Raw genomic sequence first — 23,052 nt, 5'->3', positions numbered from 1 at the left:
TAACTAAGCGTCACGACGTTGATTTTTCTTCCAATTTTAAACAAACTTTGGGACATAAAATTGTTACGACCACCAACCTTATACTTCATTTATATTGGATCTTTTTCAGTAGTCCATTAATTCAATTTAACTAATTGCCTGCCGCAGGCTTATGTGCAAGCACGACTGTGACACGCTACAAGTTCGTCCCTGAAAGCTCGGCCATGACGTCCATGTCATGGACGGTCACAGCCTTGCTTACACTGGGATTATTTTCTCTTCGATTTGACTGCATTCGTGGCAATTTAAAGAGCTAGAAAGCTCAATTTGAATTGAGGACTTTGAAGGAAATCGCGTGAGCCTGACAGGACGTCAGGCTAGCTTTCGCGGTGCATGGATGCACCATCGGAAGCGTTAGCATTTTCGAAGAAGTCTGAAGCTGTCTACAAACGAAGTTAAAAGCTGGATCAAACCCCATCGAAAATCATGCGTTTTCCAGCATTTTTCGTTAGGGGCGCTGAGGGTTTGTTAAGGGGAACAAGCGCTTTCCCCCTTGACTCTGGTGTGGACGAAGCGCCACGACGTTAATCCAAACGGAGTTTGGAAACAGAGATAACCCCACGACGTTAATCCAAACGGAGTTTGGAGATCCAGTGTGAAATCCCTATGCCTAAAGCTGATATTAACTAAGCAACAGGATGTTGATTTACCAAATAATGGCTTAGTGAATATCCCAAATGGCACAGAATGACGCGCTTTAGTAACTAAACCGCTACTAGGTTCTCCCCTGATAGTGATAAAATCTTTGCATCAGAATTAACGAGACACTCTATGTTTATCCATCATGTTAACGGCATCGACTGGCTGGTGATTACCGCTTTTGAAGAACTGAAAACGATGTTTATTGAAGAAGCAGGTGCTATCCCTTCTTACTTCTCTACAGCTAGTGAATTGAGCCTGATTGATCAAGCCAAGCGCAGTTATGGATATTTGCCTACATTCAGCGGCGTAATCACTGACACGGGAACCTTTCAAAGTCAGGATAACGAAGAAGATTTGACCCCACAGCTTGCTTGCATAGTTGAAGGGCGTGGTCGGGTGTTTATCTATCACGACGGCTTTGTTGCTTTTGTGGATGACGAACACACGCTTATTACCCGAATGGACTAACCATGTGATGCAAACTCAGGGGTAAAGTACTTTTGTTGTAGTTGCTCTACTGTCAGCGGCTTATCGAAGTAATACCCTTGAATGAGGTCACATCGGTATGATTTTAACGTTAAGAACTGCCTTTTTTCTTCAACACCTTCAGCGACAACACTGATGTTGTAAGCTTCGCTTATGGCAAAAATTGCTTTTACGAGTGCATTACTTTGCTTACTGCTATTAATATTATTAATAAAGCATCGATCAATTTTGATTTCAGTAATCGGTAGCTCGTTTAAATAACTTAATGAAGAGTAGCCAGTGCCAAAGTCATCAAGGGAAATACCAAATTTTAGTGCCTTTAATTCATTTAAAATTATGGCGGTCATTTTTAAATCTTGAAGCACTAAGTTTTCAGTAATTTCTAAGGTAATACGATGAATATCAATACCCACTTCACTGACGATTTGGGTCACTGATTCTACGAAGTTGATATCCACTAATTGCTTAGGTGAGATATTGATTGAGACATTGATTGCACCGTGCCCATTGGGCGATGTTGCTAAGATATCTTCACAGGCTTTACGGAAAATAAATAAGCCAATATCAATAATCAGTCCGGTTCGTTCTGCAAGGTTAATGAATACGTCGGGTGAAATTGAACCAAGCTTTGGGTTATTCCAACGAGCAAGCGCTTCAACGCTTTGTATTTTCACATTGCGGGTATTGATTTGAGGTTGATACAAGACGCTAATTTCATTGTTGTCTAATGCCTCCCTTAGTTGCTCTTCAAGCTGATACTCATAACTGACCTGAGCATCGACTTCTGCATTAAAGAATGTGACTGAGCCGTTTAAATTGGTTTTAGATTTATAAAGTACGATGTCTGCTTTTCGGATTAAGCCTTCAGGATCTTGGCTGTCTGAGGGATACATACTAATACCGATACTGCACTTAATCATATGTTCAGTGTTATTTACCGTATAGGCTTTATTTAAGATCGTTTGTATTAGCGCAATTTTTTGATGAACTTGTTGGTTGTTATCTAAGTTAGGAAAGCAAAATGCAAACTCATCGCCACCAAAGCGTGCCAAGGTATCGATAGGTTCAATTGATTGCGCTAGGGCTTGGCTTAATTTTTTAAGTAATTCATCTCCTGATGATTGGCCATAAATATCATTAACCTTTTTGAAGTTATCAATATCAATCAGCACCAGCGCGAGCTTTTTATGGTGTTTTTTAGCAGATTTAAGATCTTGGTTAATTTTGTCTAATAAACACATTCGATTAGGAAGCCCAGTTAATGCATCATGCATTGCCATATGTTTCATGGTGGCTTTTGAGTTGGCTAGCTTAGTAAAATCCTTTTCGATACGGTGTTTAAACTTTTTGAATCGATTCGCAATAAGGTTACTTGCAAATAAACAGCCTCCCACCATAAGAAAAGTGGAGATGATACTTAATGTCAGTACCTTCATTAATTTCTCGTGGTTATTGAGCAGCAAGGCTTCTTGCTTGCTCATAAGGTAAGCTTCAAAGTCATGGGAATTGAAGTGAGAGCCAACAATCCAGCCCCATGGTTCAAACAGTTTGGCATAAGTGATTTCTACCGGGGTTAATGCAAACTCTGTTTGGCTCGATAAATCAAACTCCACCAAGTTACCTTCAGTGGTTACTTGGGAAAGTAGCTGTTTCACCATTTGTTGCGTTGTATCTTCATGGCGATCAATAAAAGCATGCTCGTTATGCGTGATAGGGTTAGCGAGTGAGTGACCTTGTTTGTCAATGACAAACAGGCGTTGATGATTACCGTAGTCGTATTCAGAAATCCAATTCAGTAAGGTTGCCTTCTCATCATTTTCAACATCGGCGATATACTCTCCAGTCCCGATAAACCAATTAAATGGGGTAAATTGTTTACCAAAGCCGACTTTTTCGAATTCTTGTGTGGCTGGGTACCCTGGTTTTTGGTACCACCAATGATAAAAGGCTTCACCTTGTTGGCGTTTTATTTTATTGATGTGCTCTTGCAGGATGAAAGTGCCGCGTAAATCTTGGGCATCCCATACTGAGGTGCCTTCCAAATGGGGCTTTAATCCATGCAGGATATTATTGCCCTGCATGTCAAAAATGAAAAAATACCCTCTGCCATCATTAAAGCGTATCGGCCTTAACGCATTGATAATCATTTTTATGACGTCTGATTTCGGCTTGTCAGGGTTATTAACGAATATACTTTGCGCGATTGAGTGGGCTTCATCGACCCGTGATTTGGACTGCTGTTTTAGCTGTGATAACACCAGGTTGTTTTTGAATTGAATGACATTGATGATTTGATTTACTTGTTGATTAATCTCTTTTTTCTGACGAGAAATAACGTCTTCTCGAAGGGATAGGATGCTTTCATTTTCTTTTTGTTGGTTGTCATGAATGATGACCGCATTGATCACTATCATAAAAAAGCATACCGTTAGCGCAGGGGCATACTTGATTAAGTTAATCAGTTTTTGGTCATTCCATAGCAGCATAATCTTCCTTGAATATCCTTTAATTTCTGTTTTAGCTTAGACTAAACATAGAACAAAACTCAACGCCCCTTATTAAGATAAATAATATCGATATCAATTACTTTGGATTATGTGAGAATCATCAAGCTATTGATGGTATTTAATGAGGCTTGGTTGCTTTTTCATCAAGGTTAAGTGCTGAGTTAACATGCCCCATGATATTTCGATAAGTATCGACCCACAGTAAGTCTCGGTTATCGCTCAAATACTGCAGTAATTCATTGTGAGCTTGATTGCTGACGCTTAAGTAATCTTCTTCAATGCCGTGAAATAATATGTTGGCAATGCCCCCTTGTTGTTGGGCTTGCTTGACAAAATTAATCAAGGTTTCGCCATCTACATTTTCAGGCATTAATAGCAAATCGAACTTTGGAGCCAGTTGTGGGTTGTAACCTTTGATTGCGACAAAGTTTTCACGTATGGCATCAATATAATTACCATCTGCGGCATAAAAATCACCGCATGGCGGCGTAAAAGTACGCTCAGTTTGTTGGTCTATGGCTTGGAGGAAGGTATTGGCGGTTTCGATTTCTTGCTGCATTTGCGCCATGGTTTTCGTATCAATATTATTGTGAGGCTCTACCCAATCACGTCCTTCAATACTTTTACTGCAGGCATGGAATAAGGTGTGGTTGCCCAGTTCGTGGCCATCAGCGGCAATATCACGCCATCGCGCTAGCGCTGTTTGGGTACCAGAATTAGATAGCGTGAGATAAAAAGAGGCTTTAAAACCATGCTTATTTAACGCTGGAATCGCGTAGTTTAATTGGCTAAGTAGTGCATCATCATAAGATAAACTCACCGCAGCTTGATAGTTGTTTGGCCATTTTAGATCTGCTTGGTTTGTTGCTGCATATGCAGTGCTAGTGACTTGAAAGCTCGATAACGCCAAAAGGGTGATGGCTGATGCAAGATATTGGCGCAACATAACTAATCCTTGTACTTGTAATGCTGTATCGAATTGTAATGGTGTATTGAATTGCTTTTTCAGCTTATAGACACCAAGTTTCAACACCACTGACTGAAGCGGCTCATTAAGTAAAAAGCTGGTTTGGTCATAGTCGTCAGCGTGACCGTGTTTATAAAGTAACAATGCCAGCCATGAAAGCAATCAAATTTATGGCATGTGGCTATTCATGTAATGAATGGGGCAAAGGGATATAACCAATGATGACTTTTGATATAAATGACTTTTGATACAAATAAATAGTGCCTAGAGATATAAATGACTTTTGATATAAATAAATGGTGCCTAGAGATATAAATAAATGATGCGCAGTGAACACAGTAAAAAGGGGCGTTAATGCAATCATTAACGCCCCTATACGTTTTGTTGAGACCAATAAAACGCTTAGTTTCTTACCGCTTGACCTGGGTAGATATCTTTTAACACCACAGAGTCATTAACAATGACGGTACCGTTAATCAATACATAGGGAATCCCCGTTGTTGGTAAACCTGCATCGGTTAACGTGGCGTTATCTGTTACGGTTGTAGGGTCAAAAATAGTAATGTCTGCATCTTTGTTCACTTGAATACGGCCTTTATTTTCCATCGCATGCACACCGTTTTCTTGTAAGTATTTCGCAGGCTTGTAACTCATTTTAGAGATAGCAGTCATGAGTGGCATGATGTTTTGCTCACGCACTAAACGTAATACTTTGCCATGAGTTCCCGCAGCTCTAGGGTGACCTTGTAAGCCTTCATAAGGGGTATCAAAGTCAACAGCCATTTGCCCAGTAGCAGGGATTGTTAACGGCATAGCGTCACTACCAACATGAACATTTGGATCCACTAATGCTTCCAGCATACCTTGCTTAGAAATACCTGCAAAAATTACTGATGCACTTGGGTTGTTTGCCACTAACTCATCGTAACGCTCTTTGGTTAACGGCTTCATGGTTGCCACTTCAATAATGTCTTTATACGTTCTCCCCATGTTTGGACCATAGTTATCAGGGACGAGGTAATCTGCACCAGCAATGGTTGCACCTTGATAGTATGGGTAAACCTCTGCTGAAACCTTTAGTCCAGCTTTACGCGCATCTGCAATCATTTTTAATGCTTCAGGTGTTTTCTCTAATGATTGTTGGTGGATATGTTGGATCAGTAAGCCGCCGCCATAAATACCTACATTTGAGATCATTTCTTGGAAGCCTAAAATGCCAGTCGTTGCCGGTTTTTGGCTTGAGAATCGGCCATGTAAATAAGTTGATGAACCATATTTAGCTGCGGTTTCTTGCCATGAAATGGTTTCTTCTGATGTCGTACCTACTGACATATAACCTACAGGAACACCAATACCGATTGCGCCTTGCTTCATTTCTTCATCAACCATTTGGTTGATTTGGCCAATTTGTTCTTTATTAGGTAAGAAGGTAGCTACTGCCATGCTGGCATGTGAATGCTCATGTTCATGCTGCTCAAATAAGTCAGTAACAATTGATGCTGTATTTGAGTGATATTCAGGGTTAATAATCGATTCACGTATGCCAGCGGGTGATACCGATGTGCCGTAGTTGGTCATCGACTTGCCTTCTAGTCGGTCGTAGAAAGTATTAACAGGGTAAGAGCCAATCTCTAAATCTAATGGGGTCGTTACACCGTCACGTAAGTGCAACTTTTGCCCAAATGGAATGTTTGATACATGAGAGTGAGTGTCAATAAACCCAGGTGCAACCACTAACCCCTTGGCGTTGATTGATTGCTTACCTTCGATGATGTCTTTGGTAATGCTTAAAATTTTACCATCTTTAATACCAATATTGGCGACTTGATCAAAACCTGTTTCAGGATCCATCACACGTCCTTCGTTGATGACAATATCAAAGTCTTGTGCTTGAACTTGACCACCAATGAGTGCCATTGCGATAACCAATGGAGTGATTTTGCTGACTAATTTCATGATTATTCCTCGAGTTAGAAAGATGAACATTAAATCCATCGTATTCAGGCAGCGTGTTTGCCTGTTGAATGACGAGTAATTTACTGGCTAACTGCAAAAAAGTGATATCTCTTAAGGAGGGTTTAATCATCACCTCGGAGGAGGGAACTGCCCCTTTTGTGTACCTTTTGAGTAATAGAAAGGCTTTTATTCCCAAGTGGTGGTTTTTTTGTGGATGTTTTATCTGCATTGAAGCGTGTGATGATGAAATTGTCATCGCTTGGCGATTATCTGGATTTAAGAAGTGGTTTTACTATCTCGGTTTACATCAATACCGGAGATAGCACTAATGAAACGATCGACCTTAGCAACACTTTTATTGAGCTCACTAATATTTACTGGCACTTATTCCTCGGCAATCGTTGCCGAAGAAAAGCCTGAACATGACCCTTCTGATTTAACCAAAGCAACGACATCTGGCTACGCCGCGATGAGCAATAAAGGGGACTTGAAGGTGTCTATTTCAGGTTCGTTTAGTGTCAGTCCCACCCAAGAAGGAATGCTGACGCTTGAAGGGACGATGAACAATGAAGGTGAGTATAGCGACAGTCGTTTACAATACTTTCATGTGTTTGATTTAGAAAGTACAGCCGTACCTAAGGTCGCGATGTCATTGGATATGATTGACAATGATGCTTTTACCACGGCGGCTATTGGCGGAATTGCATCGATTACGTTACCGAGTGACAAGGTTAATTTATTCGTAAGAGCGGGCGTGCTAGGTGGTGAATACAGTGATGATTTTGTCGAGATGATGGGGGAGTCAGACACGGCAACTTATGGGGCAACAGGCGATATATTCTTGATTTTGAAAACGGGCAATGATGGCACCTATTTTATGATTAACCCTGAATATACCTACATGACAGGCAGTATTGAAACATCGGTGCTAAAAACCACATTAGAAGTCGCAACACCATTAAGCCAAGACAAAACTCGTTGGGGTCAGATTAAGATTGAAAATACACTAGCAAGTACGTCATCAACTCATTTTGATTACTCAGCTGATGAGACGGTTGTGTGGGCGCTATACAAGGCTTATTTTTAATCGAGTGCCAATCTTATCTGGCGGCTGCTCACGATGTATGTGCGGTTTTCCGTGTTGATTGTCGTGTTGATTACCGTGTTAATTGTCATGTAACTGATGTAAAAAAGCGACGTTGAGTCGCTTTTTTATTGCGTGTTTTTTATGACGAGCATGTTTTCAGTAAAGGATTGCTATTGAACCTGCTGGCCTAACGATATGTATCGATCAAACGCCGCTTTTATCGACTTTTTCACTTCAATGATGGGTTTTGTTTTTAAACTCCACAAAGCCAGTGGAACGAAATAGTCATCGCTAATTTGCGGACATTGTATTTGCAGTAGCTCATTGGTGGCGTTGGCATTATCTTGATGTTTTGGGAGTAAGGTCCAGCCTAAATTATCGTTGACTAATTTGATGGCGAGCGACAATTGATCCACAACATCATAATGGGGTGACAAGGTGATTTTTTTTGCCATATTTTCATCTAAAAAAGATTTTAGAATAATTTGTCTTGATGATTGAAGCGCACTAAACACTTCATTGCTATCGAGCTTGGCGATATCACTATTGCGATTAACATACGGAGCAAAAGGCATTTGGCCGAGTAAGACATAATCTAAATTACTCATGGCGCTGGCATTCGTGATATTCACAATACCAAAATGAATAGACTCATCTTCAATTCCCGCTCGGATCTCTTGCTGAGTCCGCACTAATAGACGCACCCGCATATTAGGAAAGTCAGAGGTGAGCTGTGCTCTGATCAATGATAAGGCTGTGTGTGGAATAAAGCTGTTATAAGCGATTGTAATTGAATCAAGTTCGCCGTAAGAAAGGCTAAGCGCGACTTTATCGAAAGTTTTGACTTGTTCTAAGGCTTGCTTAGCGTAATGGTACAGTAAACTGCCTTCGTGGGTTGGGGTGACATTTCGAGCTCCTCGTTCAAACAAGGTCACTGCTACTTGGTCTTCTAAATTGCTGATCACTTGTCCAACAGTCGTGCGGTGTTTATTGAGTTTGATTGCGGCTTTACTGATTGATTGTTCCTCATAAACAATCACGAAAGCTTGTAGCTGCTCTAGACTAAAATTCATTCACCGCTCCGAGGTTGGTTGCATCAGGCTCTAAATTATTAACATAATTGAAGACTGGATATTATTAGCATAACTGAACTCAAGTTATGTTGCTGTTTGATTTACGCTGTTTTCAATAAAAATGGCTGATGATGCAATGACTGAAGAGCGTAATGGGCTGCGTTAGCTTTAAAACATTGTTGCTTTTTTAGGGCAGATAAAAATAGGGCATAACATGGAAATGTTATGCCCTAAAATCGTGAACGGTAAAGATGCATTGCAGTATCAAGTTATAACTCTGACTCACCATCCATTTTTCTAAACAGCCAGTCTGGTAATTTATGCCAGCTTCCATAATTAGGATTGCTATTGAGTACCTTATCTTGACTTCGCCACTGGATATCCCCGTTTTCTTGTTGGGTTACATGCCAAAAAAGCGTGGCTTTTTGTTGTAAAAGATACTGGTGTAGATGCTCGGCAAACTCAGTGCTGTGAACGAACAAGCCAAACTCTATGTTTAAGAAATCTGAGCGTGGATCAAAGTTTGATGACCCCACATAAGAGACATGATTATCTAGAATAATGGTCTTGTTATGGTAGTAAGTATCACCATGGTAAAAATGATCGTCATTTTGGGCCGTGTCTTTATATTCATAAATATCGACTCCCATATCCAATAAGGTTTGGCGGTGCTTTTCATAATATGCCGGGATAAATAGCGAATCATTTGACGCTGACGAGTTGGTCACTAACGTGACTTTAGATGCTTGGGCTGTCAGGTTTGCAATGACCGTAAACTCGTTATCTGTCGGCACAATGTAAGGTGTTGAAATAACGACATCCTTGGCTTGCCTTAACTCTTCACTGACCGTCATTTCAGCTCGTGTTCTGAAGTAAGGTAAACGGTCATGCATTTTTTGCAGAGAATCGAAAACAGGTGACACTGTCACATCAATAAACGCTGGGTTTGTCATATTATTGATTGTTAATTCAATATCTTGTGTTATTTCTGGGTGCTTTTTTTGGGCTTTAGCTAAGGCTTTAGAAAAGTGACGTGTGTCGCTAATATCCGCATTCACCTTAATTAACTCACTCACAGGGACAACAAAGTCACTTTGCCATTGCTGTTCATAATTGGTTGCAAATGGCGTAATAATATCGCCAGTGAACAGCACATCTAAGTCGAAAAAGTTAGCCTCTTTACTGTAACCAAAATACTCGTCGCCAATGTTTCTTCCGCCGAGGATCATTTGCTGATGATCGACGTTAAAGTACTTTTCATGCAAACGATTATCTAGCACTTCTTGATGGATTTGGAAATCAAAAGCACGGCCAACCCAGCCCATTTTTCGCGAGTTAAATGGGTTGAAAATTTTGATTTGGACATTAGGGTGCTTGTCGACATCCGCCAGCCATTTTTCGTTAAAAACCAGTAAGTCATCTAAGGTTAGCCTGACCTTTACGCCACGGTCAGCCGCGAGTTTGAGCTCATTCAGTAAGGTGAGGCCTAAGGTATCGCCATTCCACGAGAAATAGGTCATATCGATGCTTGATTGTGCTTTTCTGACTAAATCAATTCGACGGGCAAAGGCTTCATTTGCCGCTGGAATTAAGTAAGCCTGTGCTTGATAGTCACGTTTTACAAAGTGGCTTTCAAATCCTTCTGGGACACTTGGGTTAGGTGTGGCGCAGCCTGTCAGTAACAATATGCCGCAAAGCAATGTCAGCAGTGACATATGCTTAATAGGGTTAATTGACTTAATAGGGTTAAACAGCTTCATGAGGTATCCGTTAATCGTCAAAAAACGTCATAAAAAAGGCCAGCGAACTGGCCTATTTTTTGGGGGAGTTGTTAGGTATGACTAACAAAGAGTGAAATCTTGTGCTTTGATCGCGCTAAGTCACTGCTTATAGGTAACCTAAGATCAGGTTTAAATCTTCAAGTCCTTGTAAGCGACCTTGTCTAAGCGCCGGATCCGTACCTGGCTGTTTGCTATCCCAGTCTGACTCGAATGTATGAATTCCGTCTTCGTCGATTAACAGCACGCTGTCGTTGTTGTATTGGTAGTTTTCGAATAATGCATCGCTAAACCACAGGCGAGACATTTTATCCATTAACGCTTGATCTTTACTGCTTACAGAGACTGGTGAACCATCCAGTTTCAGTGCTTTGTTAAATACAAATGGCAGTTCAGAGCCATTACACGCACCACTTATACAGCTGATCGTTTTAATCACATCGCCGATATCAAGATTGCCATCTTCACCTTCTGTGTTGTATGTCCATACGTTGAAACTTGCATGGTAACCAAACTGATAGAAGGTGGCGTCTACGTTATTTTCTTGGGTTTCTCGTGCTTGTTTACGTGAAGGCCCAGCAAATAACATGTCATTTAGCATCATTTTAAATTGCTTCATGTTGGTTAAAGCGCCCGATAATTCACTTTCATTGTTTGGATAAAAGTCTGCTAAATCGAGTAATGCATTGGTGGTGTCACCGTTACCAAGACCAAAGTAAAACTTAACAATGGCTTCATAGGCGCTGCTCGGTAAGATATCACCTAGCTCCACTTGCGCTTTAATATCATCAGCGGTTAGTTGAGCAATTTCTTGTTCAGCTAAAGCCATGTTTTTCTCGTCAGCAAGCCAAGTTAGCATGGCTTGATTGATGTCACCTTGTTCGATTAACTCTGGATCGAGATTATTCATTAAGTTAATAATCGTTGGGATCAAGAAGGTTAAGCTTGGCAACATCGCGAAAGTATTGGCTTCTTCCGTATTCGAACCTACAACTGTCGGTACGGTAAAATGATCCAATGAAGGCTGAGTGGTTAAGTGGTAGCCTTTAATGGTTGAACCAAACGTTGGCTTGTAATATTCAACGTATGGTGCAAATGGCATTAGATTAGCCATTGGGCTTGCTTCACCTGATATTTTGCTGGTTAAGCATATTCCGCTACCCACAAGGTTATCTAGATCAACACAGCTAAGCCCAGTCCAATCACCGATACGACCAATTGGCGAGTTCACTTTAGCCTGAAGTGCCATAAGCTGGTCTAAAGGCATATCCGCTAAACTTAACTCACTGAGTTCTGGCATTTCAGCGCGGGTGTCTTCAATTCTAGTGGCAAAGCTTTTAGCCTGATTGTACGTGCGATAATCAAATCCAGCAGGGTTACTTTGCATAATAGCGCGAGTAAAATACTCACCTGCCATCGGCTCTTCAGTTGCTTCTTGTTGTAAAATGCCTACCGACATTGCACCAGCGCCTTGACCGATTAGGGTGATGTTTTCAATATCACCGCCAAAGTCAGCAATATGGTTATTGACCCACTCTAAAGCGCGCTTTTGATCGCCAAGGCCATAGTTGCCGCCTTGATTGTCTTTAAGCCAGTGGCTGCCTAACATGCCAAGGCGATAGTTAAGTGTCACGGCAATAAATGGGTTACCTTCAGCAGCGCCTTGCGCAACAACCGTATCGCCATGAATCAATGGCTCAGAGCCTGCGCCGTATTCAAAATCACCACCATGGATAAATACATAAACCGGTAGTACCACATCCGTTGACAGATCCGCTGGACGCCAAATATTCAAATTTAAACAATCTTCAGACTGAGGTTGTGATGTTGTTTTAAGCTGTGGACATGCAAAGCCAAATTCTGTCGCATTGACCGTTTCGTCCATATCAAGTTGCGCACTATGGCTAAATCGCTCTGCTGTTGCGTAAGTAATGCCCTTGAATGTTTCGATACTGGCAAGTGATTTTTCACCTGTTACTGAGGTAACAACATGAGACTCTTTTAGGGCTTCAACCTGACTTTGGCCAATGGTTAACGTCACCTCTTCAGTCGGAAGTGGCGTGACTTCTGGTGGTGGCGGTGGCGTCGGTGTTGTTTCGTTATTATCATCGCTGCCAGAACAAGCTGCTAATGTGAATGCGATTGAAACAGCAAGTATGGTTTTATTGAATATTGTCATTTTCGTGTCCTGTAATGGCCTAATCGTCCAAACGTAACCTGTTATTTGCTAATGAGGCTGATTGATTATTGTTAAGGCCTGATAGCTAGGTTGTCTGCAAATGTGGCTGTATATTAATTGTTCAGCGCCTACATGCGTAATCGGTTATGTAGGATGAAACCCTCATGAAAATTCAGCCCTGATTGTCAGCCTTACCCGTTGAGGTGCGTGCAAGGAGAAATGACTCACTCAACTTGATAGAGTGAGGTCATTGGTTTTCTCAGGTAGTGTTTTGGGTTACATCAAGTCAATTTAGAAGTGGTAACCGAAATTGAGTGTGACTGCATTACGGGTTTCGCCTTTGTTATACAGCACAGTTAAGTTGTAGTGCTTACCAAATTGTTTGTTAAAGCCAACAAGGTAAGCCCACTTATCTAGGTCAACTCCCACGTTGTAGAAGAACTCTTCACCGCCAAGTTCGACGCCTTGGATAGACCCTTCCATGTTAGGTTTTAGGCCTTGATATTCAGCACCAACAAAGATTTGTGCGCGGTAATCTGCTAACTGGTACCCCAGCATTGGTTGAACGGTTAAGATGCCGTCGCCCCACTTATCTGTTCCGACCATTCTTGTTCTCGAGTAGCTACCTGTAACAGAAGCAAAGAACTGTTTGTAACCAACCGATAAGGTTGTTCCAACCCCCATTAGGTCGTATTCAAGATGCAGGGGTACGTTTAAGGTGCCAGAGTTACATAGTGCTGATAGCTCATTACAGAATGCATTACCTAAACCAGGTAACTTGTTGTTTAACTTATCTTGTAACTGACGACCAATTTCACCTGTGTATTCAGCATCAACTTTGGCATCAACATTAATTTTTCCGACGTAACCAAATACATTCCAAAAAGGCAAAATATTCACATCACCACGTAAACTTAAGCTTTCCGCATTCACTTGAGCTACCGATTTAAATGGGTCAAAGAACTCATTTAAATTGGCGCCCATAATGTCAAAGTCACTAAAGCCAAAATTCATATCTTGATTACGGTAAGCAACAGACACACCGAACGGTAAAGGCACATCGATACCTTGACGGCGGACTAAATCCCCCATTAATGGGAATACGCGGTCTAGCTTCACGCTTTCTTCTTTGTAGCGAGGATCTGATACTTGGGACAGACGTTCTTGGTTAACAACGGTAGCTTCCATGTCACCATCGTAAAAGGCCACAGGTTCAACGATGGTTGCGATGCTAACGGCTGTGCCTTTTGAGTTTTCACCATTGGCTTCGATGCGCTTGTTTTTAACGCCAACGTTACCATTGTCATAGGTTTCAAAATTGACCACTTGATGATAGTCATTAATGCGGTAATTTTGATATGCAAAGTCACGGGTATTCTTAATAATCATTTTTACAGGTTGGTTATTCTCAACCGTGATTTTGACTCGCATAAAACGAAAGTAAGCAATATCTTGCGGTAAGCCAAACTTAGAGTAATTGAATGCGATTTCTACTTGGCCATTACCTAGCTCTGTTGCGGTAACAGAGTTCGGATCATAACTTTGCGCATAATTACGTAAGCGATACTCAATTTTAGTATTCGCTTCGATTTCTTTAATAATGTCTTCGTTTTCATCAAGCTTTGCTGGGTCATATTTGATACGAAGGTCAATGTTGCCTTTCTCGTCAGTATTTTGAATTAAAAACACTTCGGATTTACGCTCTTCATCGCCGACTTTGGTTGAGCGTTTGACGTGCTCAACCAAGTGCTCACCTTGTACTAATGAATTCAACCCAAGCTTAGGTAAGTCATCTGCAATGCCGTATTTTTTGAAGATGGCTTTACCTGTCAAAATTTGCTGTTGCTCGCTCTCTTCAACAGATTGAAATTCTTCAGCTAATGCATTCACTGGAAAGTTGAGTGCCATTACGCTGATGCCTATGGATAAAGCTTGCTTCGGGAAAGAGGTTATCCAATTTTTAGTAAAGGTCATGCTGTATTTGCTCCTACTGAACCGCAAACCTATGCGTATTCAATCGTTATTGATGTCAACTAACCGTTCATTTGTTAGTCGTGAATCTCATACAAACCTCGCTAAAAAGGCTGCAGTCTTTTTTGTGCCGCTAGCGCTTTTTGCATTGATGAAACTGTGTTGGCGAGCATTCTAGGGAGAAAGATTAAATTTAGTTAATCGCGTTTGTAGGACGAAACCCTCGGTTTGTTTTTTATACAAACTGATTAATAAATGACGAAACACAAACTGTTGAATGGGTTACTTGAGAGAAGGAATTAATTCCGTTTGCAGTTAGGAGTTAAGTGCTGAGGAAATGGCGTTGAGAATGAAATTAGGGAAGTGATGCATTTTCCATTGAGTCATTGGGGCTGTAACACGAAACGCTAGAGACTTGGTCAATACTGGATGAGGGTTTGATCCTTCATATGTGATTCTGCTTAGGTCATTTCAGTCTCTATAATGCGTCAAATCAACCTGCTAACCTTAGGTGTTTCACTATAAAGTTACTGATTTAAAAGCTTTTTATAATAAGTGGTGTGTAGGTGTGACAAAGTGGATTTACCCCATTAAGCGTTATTTTCTGTGTTGTAGCCACAAACGGCGGACCAACAGAAGAGAAGGCTTGTTGCAATAAACAGAACATATAGAGAGAAGCAATGAATCACGTTAAACAGATAGCAGCCATTTTATTATTGATGCTTATCGCTGGCTGTAGCACCACACATACTTTGGATCTTCGAGTTCCTGAACAGGGTTATGAGCAAGCGACCGTTGGTGGTGAAGCAAAATCACCTAATGCTGAGCCGCTGCGCTTTTGGGCTGGGGAACCATCCACTTTTTTATATTCTGATTTAACAAAATCCACCCCGTTAACTGTTCAGGGCGATGCGTTAAACATTTTAGTGTTATCAGGTGGCGGGGCTAAAGGTGCGTTTGGTGCAGGTGTCGTTAATGGCTTATACGATCATGATCAACTTGAACAATACACAATAGTGACAGGCGTTAGTGCGGGGGCATTAATCGCACCATTTGCATTTTTAGGCGGAGATGAAGTGCCTAGATTAAAGCAGGTCATGCTATGCATTAATGACAAAGAAATCATGGGCAAACGTAACTTTTTAAATACGCTTTTTAAAGATGCTTTTACCAACGGTGACAATATGCTGGAGTTCATTGCTAGCGTGTACACCCCAGAAATGATAGCTGATATCGCTAAGCAGCATAATGCAGGGCGTCGATTATTTATCGGCACAACACAGTTTGATTCTGGCCGTTTATCAATATGGAATATTGGTGCGATTGCTAACAGTAATATCGACAATAAAGCTGGTTTTATTCATCAAATTTTAGCGGCGAGTGCATCGATCCCTGGTGTGTTCCCTCCGCAGTTTATCAAGGTCGATTATCAGGGTGAAGCGTATGAGGAATTGCACGTCGATGGTGGTTTATCTGCACAAATGTTCTTTGAGCCAGTAACAACTGATTATGGAAAACTATCAAAGGCACTTGGGCTAACTCAACAGCCATATATTCATGTTATCCGTAATGGCATGTTAACTATGCCTTATGAAGTGATACCAGATAAGGGCATGGCATTGCTGACTCGAAGTTTAAAAAGTTTAACAGTGCTGCAAAGCAGAGGTGACTTATACAAAATGCTTTATGACAGCCAATTACAACAAATCGATTTGAGCTTCACTTATGTGGATAACGAATTTGATGCACCAGTAGAAACTAAGGCAATGTTTGATTTTGAATACATGCAAGCACTTTACAATTACGGCTATGACAAAGCAGTGAAGGGGCAAGTGTGGTCTAAGCAATTACCTTAATAGAAACGGGTTTTAAGCCAATTAACAATACTCAGTTTAACCATAAAAATACCAGATAAATCGACTTTTATTACCAACCCTAATCGTTGATTACAGCTTTACCTGTCCATGTGTTGTGGCACAAGGTGTAGCAAATTTGCGTAAAAGCACTTTTGGTAATCAATGCACGGAAGCAGCTTGTTAGCCGGACATCTTGTCCGGCTTTTTTTTAACTAAAACAGGGCTTCGCAAGTAAGGTATCTGCAGCTGTGATTCCCATTTGATATCCTGCCTCTAAAACCGCTTTATCAGTGGTTAATCTACCGACGTTAAAATCATCTGGCGGGGCGATAATATGGATTTTGCAGTCTGCTGGTGGCTGCATGATAAAGTCGATGGCTTGGTTATAATTGGTTGCACGGTTCACCATGGCTTCTGCAAGTTTAGGGTGTCGTTTGAGAGTTTTAGTGATTAGCCAAGGTATTTTAGGGGCCTTTTTGCGATAACCTAATGGTCTAGATAATACTACTGTGATCTCTTTGGCGCCCATTTCGTAGGCTTTAATAACAGGTATTGAATCGGCAATGCCGCCATCTGTCATAGGAGCACCTTGATAAGTAGGAAAGTCTCGATAAGCGATAGGCACTGAACAGGATGCTTTTAAAATCAGTTCGAGATTGTCTTCTGTGCTTTTTATATAAACCGCTTCACCTGTATTGATGTTGGTTGTGACCACAAATAGAGGGATCGGCTGTTGCACAAACGCTGCCATATCGTAATAGCATTCTTTTGCCAAAATATCCCATAACCAGTCAAGCTCAAGCCAATGACCGCCACGAATAAAACGGCCAAAATCAATAAATTCAGGCAGGCATGAATAATGGGTAATGATACGGTAATTGCGCTGCTTTTGATGAGATAACCAAGAGGCTAAATTTGTTGAACCAGCTGACACGCCGATACAAAAGTCGAAAGGACGATATTGTTGTTCAATAAATCTGTCTAACACGCCAGAGGCAAAGATCCCTCTCATTGCGCCGCCTTCTACTACAAGGGCGTGTTGATTTTTCGTTGTGGTATATGCATCCATTGCGGTTTCTTTATCGCTCAATGCGATTATCTGATTCGAGTGTTGTCATTATCTTAATGTTGATAGAGTAAAGACTCAATATTTGTCATGGGATCCGCTAATGATAGCGTCGATTATTATGGATTAATAAGTCCATAATGTTTGGTGCTGGTGGCTATGTCGAAATTAGCCATTTTTAACTAGTATTACTGCAACAAGATTTTAAGCGACTTTATTCATGGGAATGGTAATAACATTCTCTTGATTCATTTTTGTCTCTTGATTCATTTTTTGACATTGCTTATTGAGGAAATACTTTATGTCTCATCAAATTATTACAGATCTTAACAGCCGCTATACAGCTAAAAAATATGATGCTTCTAAACGGATTTCTGCAGAAAATATGTCAGTACTTAAAGAGGCGATGCGTTTATCTGCTTCTTCGATCAATTCGCAGCCTTGGAAATTTATTGTGCTTGAAACGGATGCTGCCAAACAACGTTTCCACGATACTTTTGCAAACATGCATCAGTTTAATCAGCCTCATGCGACTGAAGCATCACACATTATTTTATTTGCTCACAACCCGTATTACACCAAAGATGATTACCGTAAAGTGGTTGACGCAGAAGTGGCATCAGGCCATTTACCGGCAGAAATGTACGACAACATGTTAAATGGTGCTTATGCCTTTGCTGATTTAAATACTGATGAAAATGGGTTTAACGGCAACTGGACTAAAGCGCAAACATACATTGCGATTGGTAATACACTGCACGTTCTAGCGCGTTTAGGTATTGACTCAACGCCAATGGAAGGGGTCGATCCTGACTTAATTGGCGAGATTTTCAAAGAAGAACTAGCAGGTTATGTGTGTCAATTTGCATTAGCGATTGGTTACCATAAAGGTGGTGAAGATTATAACCACGGTAAACCTAAAGCTCGTTTACCTGAAGCTGATGTGATTACTGTTTTATAATCGCATTGGTTTACTAAAAAAGCTCAAGCAATTGCTTGAGCTTTTTTGTTTTCGTCACTATTTTATGCTGTCACTTATCGAGCTGAAAACAGGGCAGAACCTTTTCATAAAAACAGTCATAAAAAAAGTCATAAAAACTGACAGAGTTACTTGTCAGCATTGGTTGAGCCAATTTTGTGAATGGCTAAATCAGCGCCTATATATTCATCTTCTTGGCTCAAACGTAAGCTAGCTATTTTATGAACAATACCGTAAACAATCACGCCGCCTACGATGGCAAAACCAACACCCACAAATGTGCCAACCAGTTGCGACATAATGCTTACACCACCAAGACCGCCTAAGCTCTGTTGTCCAAAAATACCAGCAGCAACACCGCCCCAAACACCGCATAATCCATGCAAAGGCCAAACACCTAATACATCATCAATTGTGGTGCTGCGTTGAAGTTTTGTGAATACAAAAACAAATAAGCCACCGGCAACACCACCGACGACAAAAGCGCCAACTGGATGCATTAAATCAGAACCCGCACAAACAGCAACTAACCCAGCTAGTGGACCATTATGGATAAACCCTGGATCATTTTTACCAACAACTAAAGCGATAATCGTGCCGCCGACCATGGCCATTAAACTGTTTAGGGCCACAAGGCCACTTATGCCATCTAAGGTTTGTGCTGACATGACATTAAAACCAAACCAGCCGACAATTAATATCCACGACCCTAATGCCAGAAAGGGAATGTTAGATGGAGCAAAGGCAACTCCCGGCTTACGGCCACCACGAACACCTAAAAAGTACACAGCAACTAATGCTAACCAACCGCCCATACCATGTACGACAACAGAGCCTGCAAAGTCATGAAACTCTGCGCCAAAGGTGTTGCCTAACCATGCTTGAAATCCATAGTTACCATTCCAAATCATGCCTTCAAACAGTGGGTATACAAACGCCACAATCAATGCAGAGGCAAACAAGAAGGGGCGAAAGCTACCACGCTCAGCAATACCGCCAGAAACAATGGCGGGAATAGCGGCGGCAAAGGTGAGTAAGAAAAAGAACTTCACTAAGTCATAGCCATTATTAGCAGCTAATGTCTCTGCACTGACAAAGAAGTGGCTGCCGTAAGCGATTTGATAGCCAATGACAAAATAGGCTACAGCTGAAAAAGCAAAGTCGGTTAAAATCTTAACTAATGCGTTCACTTGGTTTTTATGTCTAACAGTTCCCACTTCTAAAAATGCAAAGCCTGCGTGCATAGCTAGCACCATAATTGCACCAAGAAGGATAAAAACGGTATCCGCACTTTGTGCAATTACCCCGATCGCGTCACTGATATTGTCCATTTATGCTCCCCAAAGCTATTCTCTTATTTATAATTCAGTCACTTAGTGAAGCAAGAATTATTCCTATGTTGTTAATTTGTTAAATGCTGGTGGGGCTAAAATGGTGCGGTTAGATAAAAATTCCATCATAACAATAAGTTCTATGATCGATATCGGTGCGATTTTTCTGCAGCTTTAGGTTGAGTGATTAAGTTCTGTTCAGTAAATGAGCGCATTTTGTTTCATAATGGTGCGATGGCTGAGTCACCACAGTGCAGCGCGTTATCAAACAGTGCAGCGTTATCAAATAGTGTGGAGCGGTTTATTAAGGCCATTTAATTTGATGTGTTCTAATGCGCTAATCGCTTTTAAGATGCCATCTGAATTATCAACAGCGTTGAGATCAACATGGGTTTGTTGGCGGACTTGTTCTAGGATTACAGATCGGTTAACTCGATATTTTTCAGATACGCAAACGGCACAAGAGCGTGCACTCGATGCTCGATAAGCAATAGGGCGGCTTTTATCTAATGCACGTTTACGGCTAGAGCTAAATGACATTATTAACGGTATTTCATCGGCTTATGTATGCCACTCATGGCTGAAGGCTCATCGCTGAAGGCTCATCGCTTAAGGTTCATCGCTAATGGCACTTTACTAAGAGTGCCAAGTTAGCTTGATGATATATCGTTTATTGCTTTGTTTTACAGCAGTATTAATAACATTTACAAATGGCTTTTAGCTGTTTTTCATCGAGGTCTAACAATCGTCAGTATATAAAGTGGTTTTAGCGGGATAAGTTGCTCCACGAGCATCAGTCCACTGGTGGCTGTATTGTACGAAGCAGTTGCCAGCCCCATCACCAATGGTAGGGTGGTCAGCAGGATGAATTCTCATGTTTACTTCATTGGTTTTTTCCATTTCCCATGCACTTGGGTCATCAATACCTTCGACAAACATCACTAAGCTTGTTTCATCAGACTGCATGCTGCCATATATGAGCGTTGCACCTGCATATTCATCGCCAATTGCAGCAGCATCTATCGACGCTTCTTTTTCAACACCATTAATCGCAGACTTCGAGTAAACCAAGCTGTTTGCGCTATCAATGGCTCCTGCCATCGCTTCAACGGTAGCAGTATGGGCATCGCCTTTAAGATCGATAAATTTTGGCGCTGCGACCACAGATAAAATACCCAAAATAATAATCACGACCACTAATTCAATTAGCGTAAAACCATTACTGCGCTGCATTATAAAACCTCAAATAGTGAATTTGTGGCTATTATTCCTCAATGAAAACTTAAAAAGTTACCATTTGGTGCCAGATACAGGATTTATGGCATAACGCAAGGAATCATAGTGAGAGCAACTAAACAAAAAAGGCAAAGGAGCTGAAATAACATTGCATTTTAATAGACGATCGGTCTAATATGATTTTATGACAAAATCAATTGTAGAAAACATCACTAAACCACGACGTGGTAGACCGCCCAAGCAGGCGAGAGACAGTCAAGATACTCGGGCGGAACTAATTCGCAGTGGTCTTGAGCAACTGACTGAGAATGGCTTTGCCTCTTCTGGAATCGATCAAATTCTTAAAAAGGTCGGGGTGCCCAAAGGTTCGTTTTACTATTACTTTGCGAGTAAGGAAGCATTTGGTCAGGCGGTGATTGAAAACTACGCCACGTATTTTGCCTACAAACTTGATAAGTGCTTGCTAAATGAAGCTTACTCAGCGCTTGAACGTATTGGCCTTTTTGTTGAAAGTGCGATGGATGGTATGGAGCGCTATCAATTTAAGCGTGGTTGTTTGGTTGGTAATTTAGGCCAAGAAGTGGATTTATTGCCTGAAAGCTACAGACAGCAATTAATTGATATATTTTTAGATTGGCAGCAAAGATTAACGGCTTGTCTAGAGGCTGCCAAAGTTGAGGGCGAATTATCCCCAACGGCTAACTGTGCTTTATTGGCTGAGCATTTTTGGGTTGGCTGGGAAGGGGCAGTAAGCCGTGCAAAGTTAGTTAGAAGCACTCAGCCACTGCAAAATTACCTTGAATGTTTTATCGCAGGATTACCGCGATAAAATTTTTTAACTATTTATAGACGAGCGGTCTATATTGAGGAGTGACCATGTTTAACGGCTTATTAATTGAAAAAGATGACCAAGGATATCGCGCGGCAGTTAAGGAAATTGATGAGAGTGTTTTACCCGATGGCGATGTAAGCGTAAAAGTGATTTATAGCACGATAAACTATAAAGATGCATTGGCAATTACCGGTAAAGGTCCTGTGGTTAGGCAGTTTCCTATGGTGCCTGGTATTGATTTAGTGGGGCTTGTTGAAGCGTCCGACACTGATAAATTCAAAGTTGGCGATTACGTGCTACTCAATGGCTTTGGTGTTGGTGAAGTGCATTGCGGTGGCCTTGCTGAGCGGGCTCGTTTAAAAAGTGAATGGTTGATCCCATTGCCTAATGCCTTTACACCAAAGCAAGCTATGGCGATTGGCACCGCAGGTTATACCGCAATGTTGAGTGTGATTGCGCTGGAGAAAAATGGCGTCACTCCTGAAAAAGGTGAAATTCTGGTGACAGGCGCTAATGGTGGTGTCGGTAGCTTTGCTATCGCCATTTTAGCCAAACTTGGCTATCAGGTTGTGGCATCAACAGGGCGAGCAGATCAAGCCGCTTATCTTGAAAAGCTTGGCGCTGCAGAAGTGATTGACCGTAACACCTTATCGGAGCCAGGTAGACCATTAGCCAGGGAGCGCTGGGCTGGGGCGATTGATTCTGTTGGTAGTCACACCTTAGCCAATATCTGCGCCAGTACAAAATATGGCGGCACAGTAGCGGCTTGTGGCTTGGCACAAGGGATGGACTTTCCTTCTTCTGTCATGCCATTTATTTTACGTGGTGTGACGTTAGCGGGTATCGACAGTGTCATGCGTCCTCTTGAAGACAGACTTGAGGCATGGCAACGCTTAGCTGAGATTATTGAACCACAAATGTTTGATGATATTTCAGCAGATATTGGTTTAGATGAAGTGATAAGCACGGCAGAAGCGTTAATGGCTGGTCAAGTTCGTGGCCGCGTTGTGGTCGATTTAACTAAGTAGCAAAAGTACACTTTCATCGACTCATAAAAAGCCAGTCAA

The 23,052-nt window shown here is 41.4% G+C and carries 17 protein-coding genes; 6 read left to right on the top strand and 11 right to left on the bottom strand.

The window, feature by feature from the left end; all coding sequences use genetic code 11:
* Positions 1-810: 810 nt before the first annotated feature.
* Entirely contained in the window at positions 811-1,149 is a 339-nt protein-coding gene (locus AB4128_RS17185; RefSeq protein ID WP_372038409.1) for a cytosolic protein, read from the top strand.
* On the opposite strand, the gene AB4128_RS17180 is transcribed toward AB4128_RS17185, so the two are convergent.
* From AB4128_RS17180 to AB4128_RS17170, 3 genes are all read right to left on the bottom strand, one after another.
* A complete protein-coding gene (locus AB4128_RS17180; protein ID WP_372038408.1) occupies positions 1,146-3,653 on the bottom strand; it encodes a cache domain-containing protein in 2,508 nt (835 codons plus the stop codon). The two genes, AB4128_RS17185 and AB4128_RS17180, sit on opposite strands and share 4 nt — an antisense overlap.
* Positions 3,654-3,792: 139 nt before the next feature.
* Positions 3,793-4,785, bottom strand: coding sequence for a polysaccharide deacetylase family protein (locus AB4128_RS17175; RefSeq protein ID WP_372038407.1), 993 nt, complete (start codon positions 4,783-4,785; stop codon positions 3,793-3,795).
* A 258-nt stretch (positions 4,786-5,043) separates the two neighbouring features.
* Positions 5,044-6,597: an amidohydrolase family protein gene (locus AB4128_RS17170; protein ID WP_220753181.1), complete on the bottom strand. Its 1,554-nt coding sequence runs from the start codon at positions 6,595-6,597 to the stop codon at positions 5,044-5,046.
* 328 nt (positions 6,598-6,925) lie between these two features.
* On the opposite strand from AB4128_RS17170, the gene AB4128_RS17165 reads away from it, so the two are divergent.
* The gene (locus AB4128_RS17165; RefSeq protein ID WP_372038406.1) at positions 6,926-7,684 is read left to right on the top strand and encodes a hypothetical protein; all 759 of its coding nucleotides are present in this window, start codon (positions 6,926-6,928) and stop codon (positions 7,682-7,684) included.
* A gap of 170 nt (positions 7,685-7,854) precedes the next feature.
* On the opposite strand, the gene AB4128_RS17160 is transcribed toward AB4128_RS17165, so the two are convergent.
* The 4 genes from AB4128_RS17160 to AB4128_RS17145 all read right to left on the bottom strand — a co-directional run bounded on the left by AB4128_RS17160 (position 7,855) and on the right by AB4128_RS17145 (position 14,688).
* Positions 7,855-8,757, bottom strand: a complete 903-nt coding sequence (locus AB4128_RS17160) for a LysR family transcriptional regulator (protein WP_372038405.1) — start codon at positions 8,755-8,757, stop codon at positions 7,855-7,857.
* Between the two features lie 269 nt (positions 8,758-9,026).
* Positions 9,027-10,517: a phospholipase D family protein gene (locus tag AB4128_RS17155; RefSeq protein ID WP_372038404.1), complete on the bottom strand. Its 1,491-nt coding sequence runs from the start codon at positions 10,515-10,517 to the stop codon at positions 9,027-9,029.
* Between the two features lie 127 nt (positions 10,518-10,644).
* Positions 10,645-12,714 (bottom strand): carboxylesterase family protein, encoded by a 2,070-nt coding sequence (locus tag AB4128_RS17150; protein WP_372038403.1) that lies wholly within the window; start codon positions 12,712-12,714, stop codon positions 10,645-10,647.
* A gap of 291 nt (positions 12,715-13,005) precedes the next feature.
* A complete protein-coding gene (locus AB4128_RS17145) occupies positions 13,006-14,688 on the bottom strand; it encodes a hypothetical protein (RefSeq protein WP_080915025.1) in 1,683 nt (560 codons plus the stop codon).
* A 677-nt stretch (positions 14,689-15,365) separates the two neighbouring features.
* Between AB4128_RS17145 and AB4128_RS17140 the strand changes: the two genes are divergently transcribed.
* Positions 15,366-16,541: a patatin-like phospholipase family protein gene (locus AB4128_RS17140; RefSeq protein WP_372038402.1), complete on the top strand. Its 1,176-nt coding sequence runs from the start codon at positions 15,366-15,368 to the stop codon at positions 16,539-16,541.
* Between the two features lie 208 nt (positions 16,542-16,749).
* Here AB4128_RS17140 and AB4128_RS17135 read toward each other — a convergent pair whose 3' ends face one another.
* A complete protein-coding gene (locus AB4128_RS17135; RefSeq protein ID WP_055024817.1) occupies positions 16,750-17,610 on the bottom strand; it encodes a patatin family protein in 861 nt (286 codons plus the stop codon).
* Positions 17,611-17,908: 298 nt separating this feature from the next.
* Between AB4128_RS17135 and AB4128_RS17130 the strand changes: the two genes are divergently transcribed.
* Positions 17,909-18,568 (top strand): nitroreductase family protein, encoded by a 660-nt coding sequence (locus AB4128_RS17130; RefSeq protein WP_055024816.1) that lies wholly within the window; start codon positions 17,909-17,911, stop codon positions 18,566-18,568.
* Positions 18,569-18,714: 146 nt separating this feature from the next.
* Here AB4128_RS17130 and AB4128_RS17125 read toward each other — a convergent pair whose 3' ends face one another.
* The 3 genes from AB4128_RS17125 to AB4128_RS17115 form a co-directional block, all read right to left on the bottom strand.
* The gene (locus AB4128_RS17125) at positions 18,715-19,917 is read right to left on the bottom strand and encodes an ammonium transporter (protein WP_372038401.1); all 1,203 of its coding nucleotides are present in this window, start codon (positions 19,915-19,917) and stop codon (positions 18,715-18,717) included.
* 282 nt (positions 19,918-20,199) lie between these two features.
* Positions 20,200-20,457, bottom strand: coding sequence for a hypothetical protein (locus tag AB4128_RS17120; RefSeq protein WP_192022191.1), 258 nt, complete (start codon positions 20,455-20,457; stop codon positions 20,200-20,202).
* Between the two features lie 198 nt (positions 20,458-20,655).
* Positions 20,656-21,150, bottom strand: coding sequence for a type II secretion system protein (locus AB4128_RS17115; protein WP_080915027.1), 495 nt, complete (start codon positions 21,148-21,150; stop codon positions 20,656-20,658).
* Positions 21,151-21,337: 187 nt separating this feature from the next.
* Between AB4128_RS17115 and AB4128_RS17110 the strand changes: the two genes are divergently transcribed.
* Together AB4128_RS17110 and AB4128_RS17105 are read left to right on the top strand one after the other, a co-directional pair.
* Complete coding sequence (locus AB4128_RS17110) at positions 21,338-21,982, top strand: TetR/AcrR family transcriptional regulator (RefSeq protein ID WP_372038399.1); 645 nt, start codon at positions 21,338-21,340, stop codon at positions 21,980-21,982.
* A 47-nt stretch (positions 21,983-22,029) separates the two neighbouring features.
* Positions 22,030-23,013 (top strand): MDR family oxidoreductase, encoded by a 984-nt coding sequence (locus AB4128_RS17105; RefSeq protein WP_065109949.1) that lies wholly within the window; start codon positions 22,030-22,032, stop codon positions 23,011-23,013.
* Positions 23,014-23,052: the final 39 nt, after the last annotated feature.

Source organism: Shewanella sp. 10N.286.52.A9 (assembly GCF_041468985.1).
In the GTDB taxonomy this organism is placed as follows: domain Bacteria; phylum Pseudomonadota; class Gammaproteobacteria; order Enterobacterales; family Shewanellaceae; genus Shewanella; species Shewanella japonica.
The sequence above is the reverse complement of the archived record's forward strand: the minus strand, read 5'-3'. Positions and strand labels throughout refer to the sequence as shown.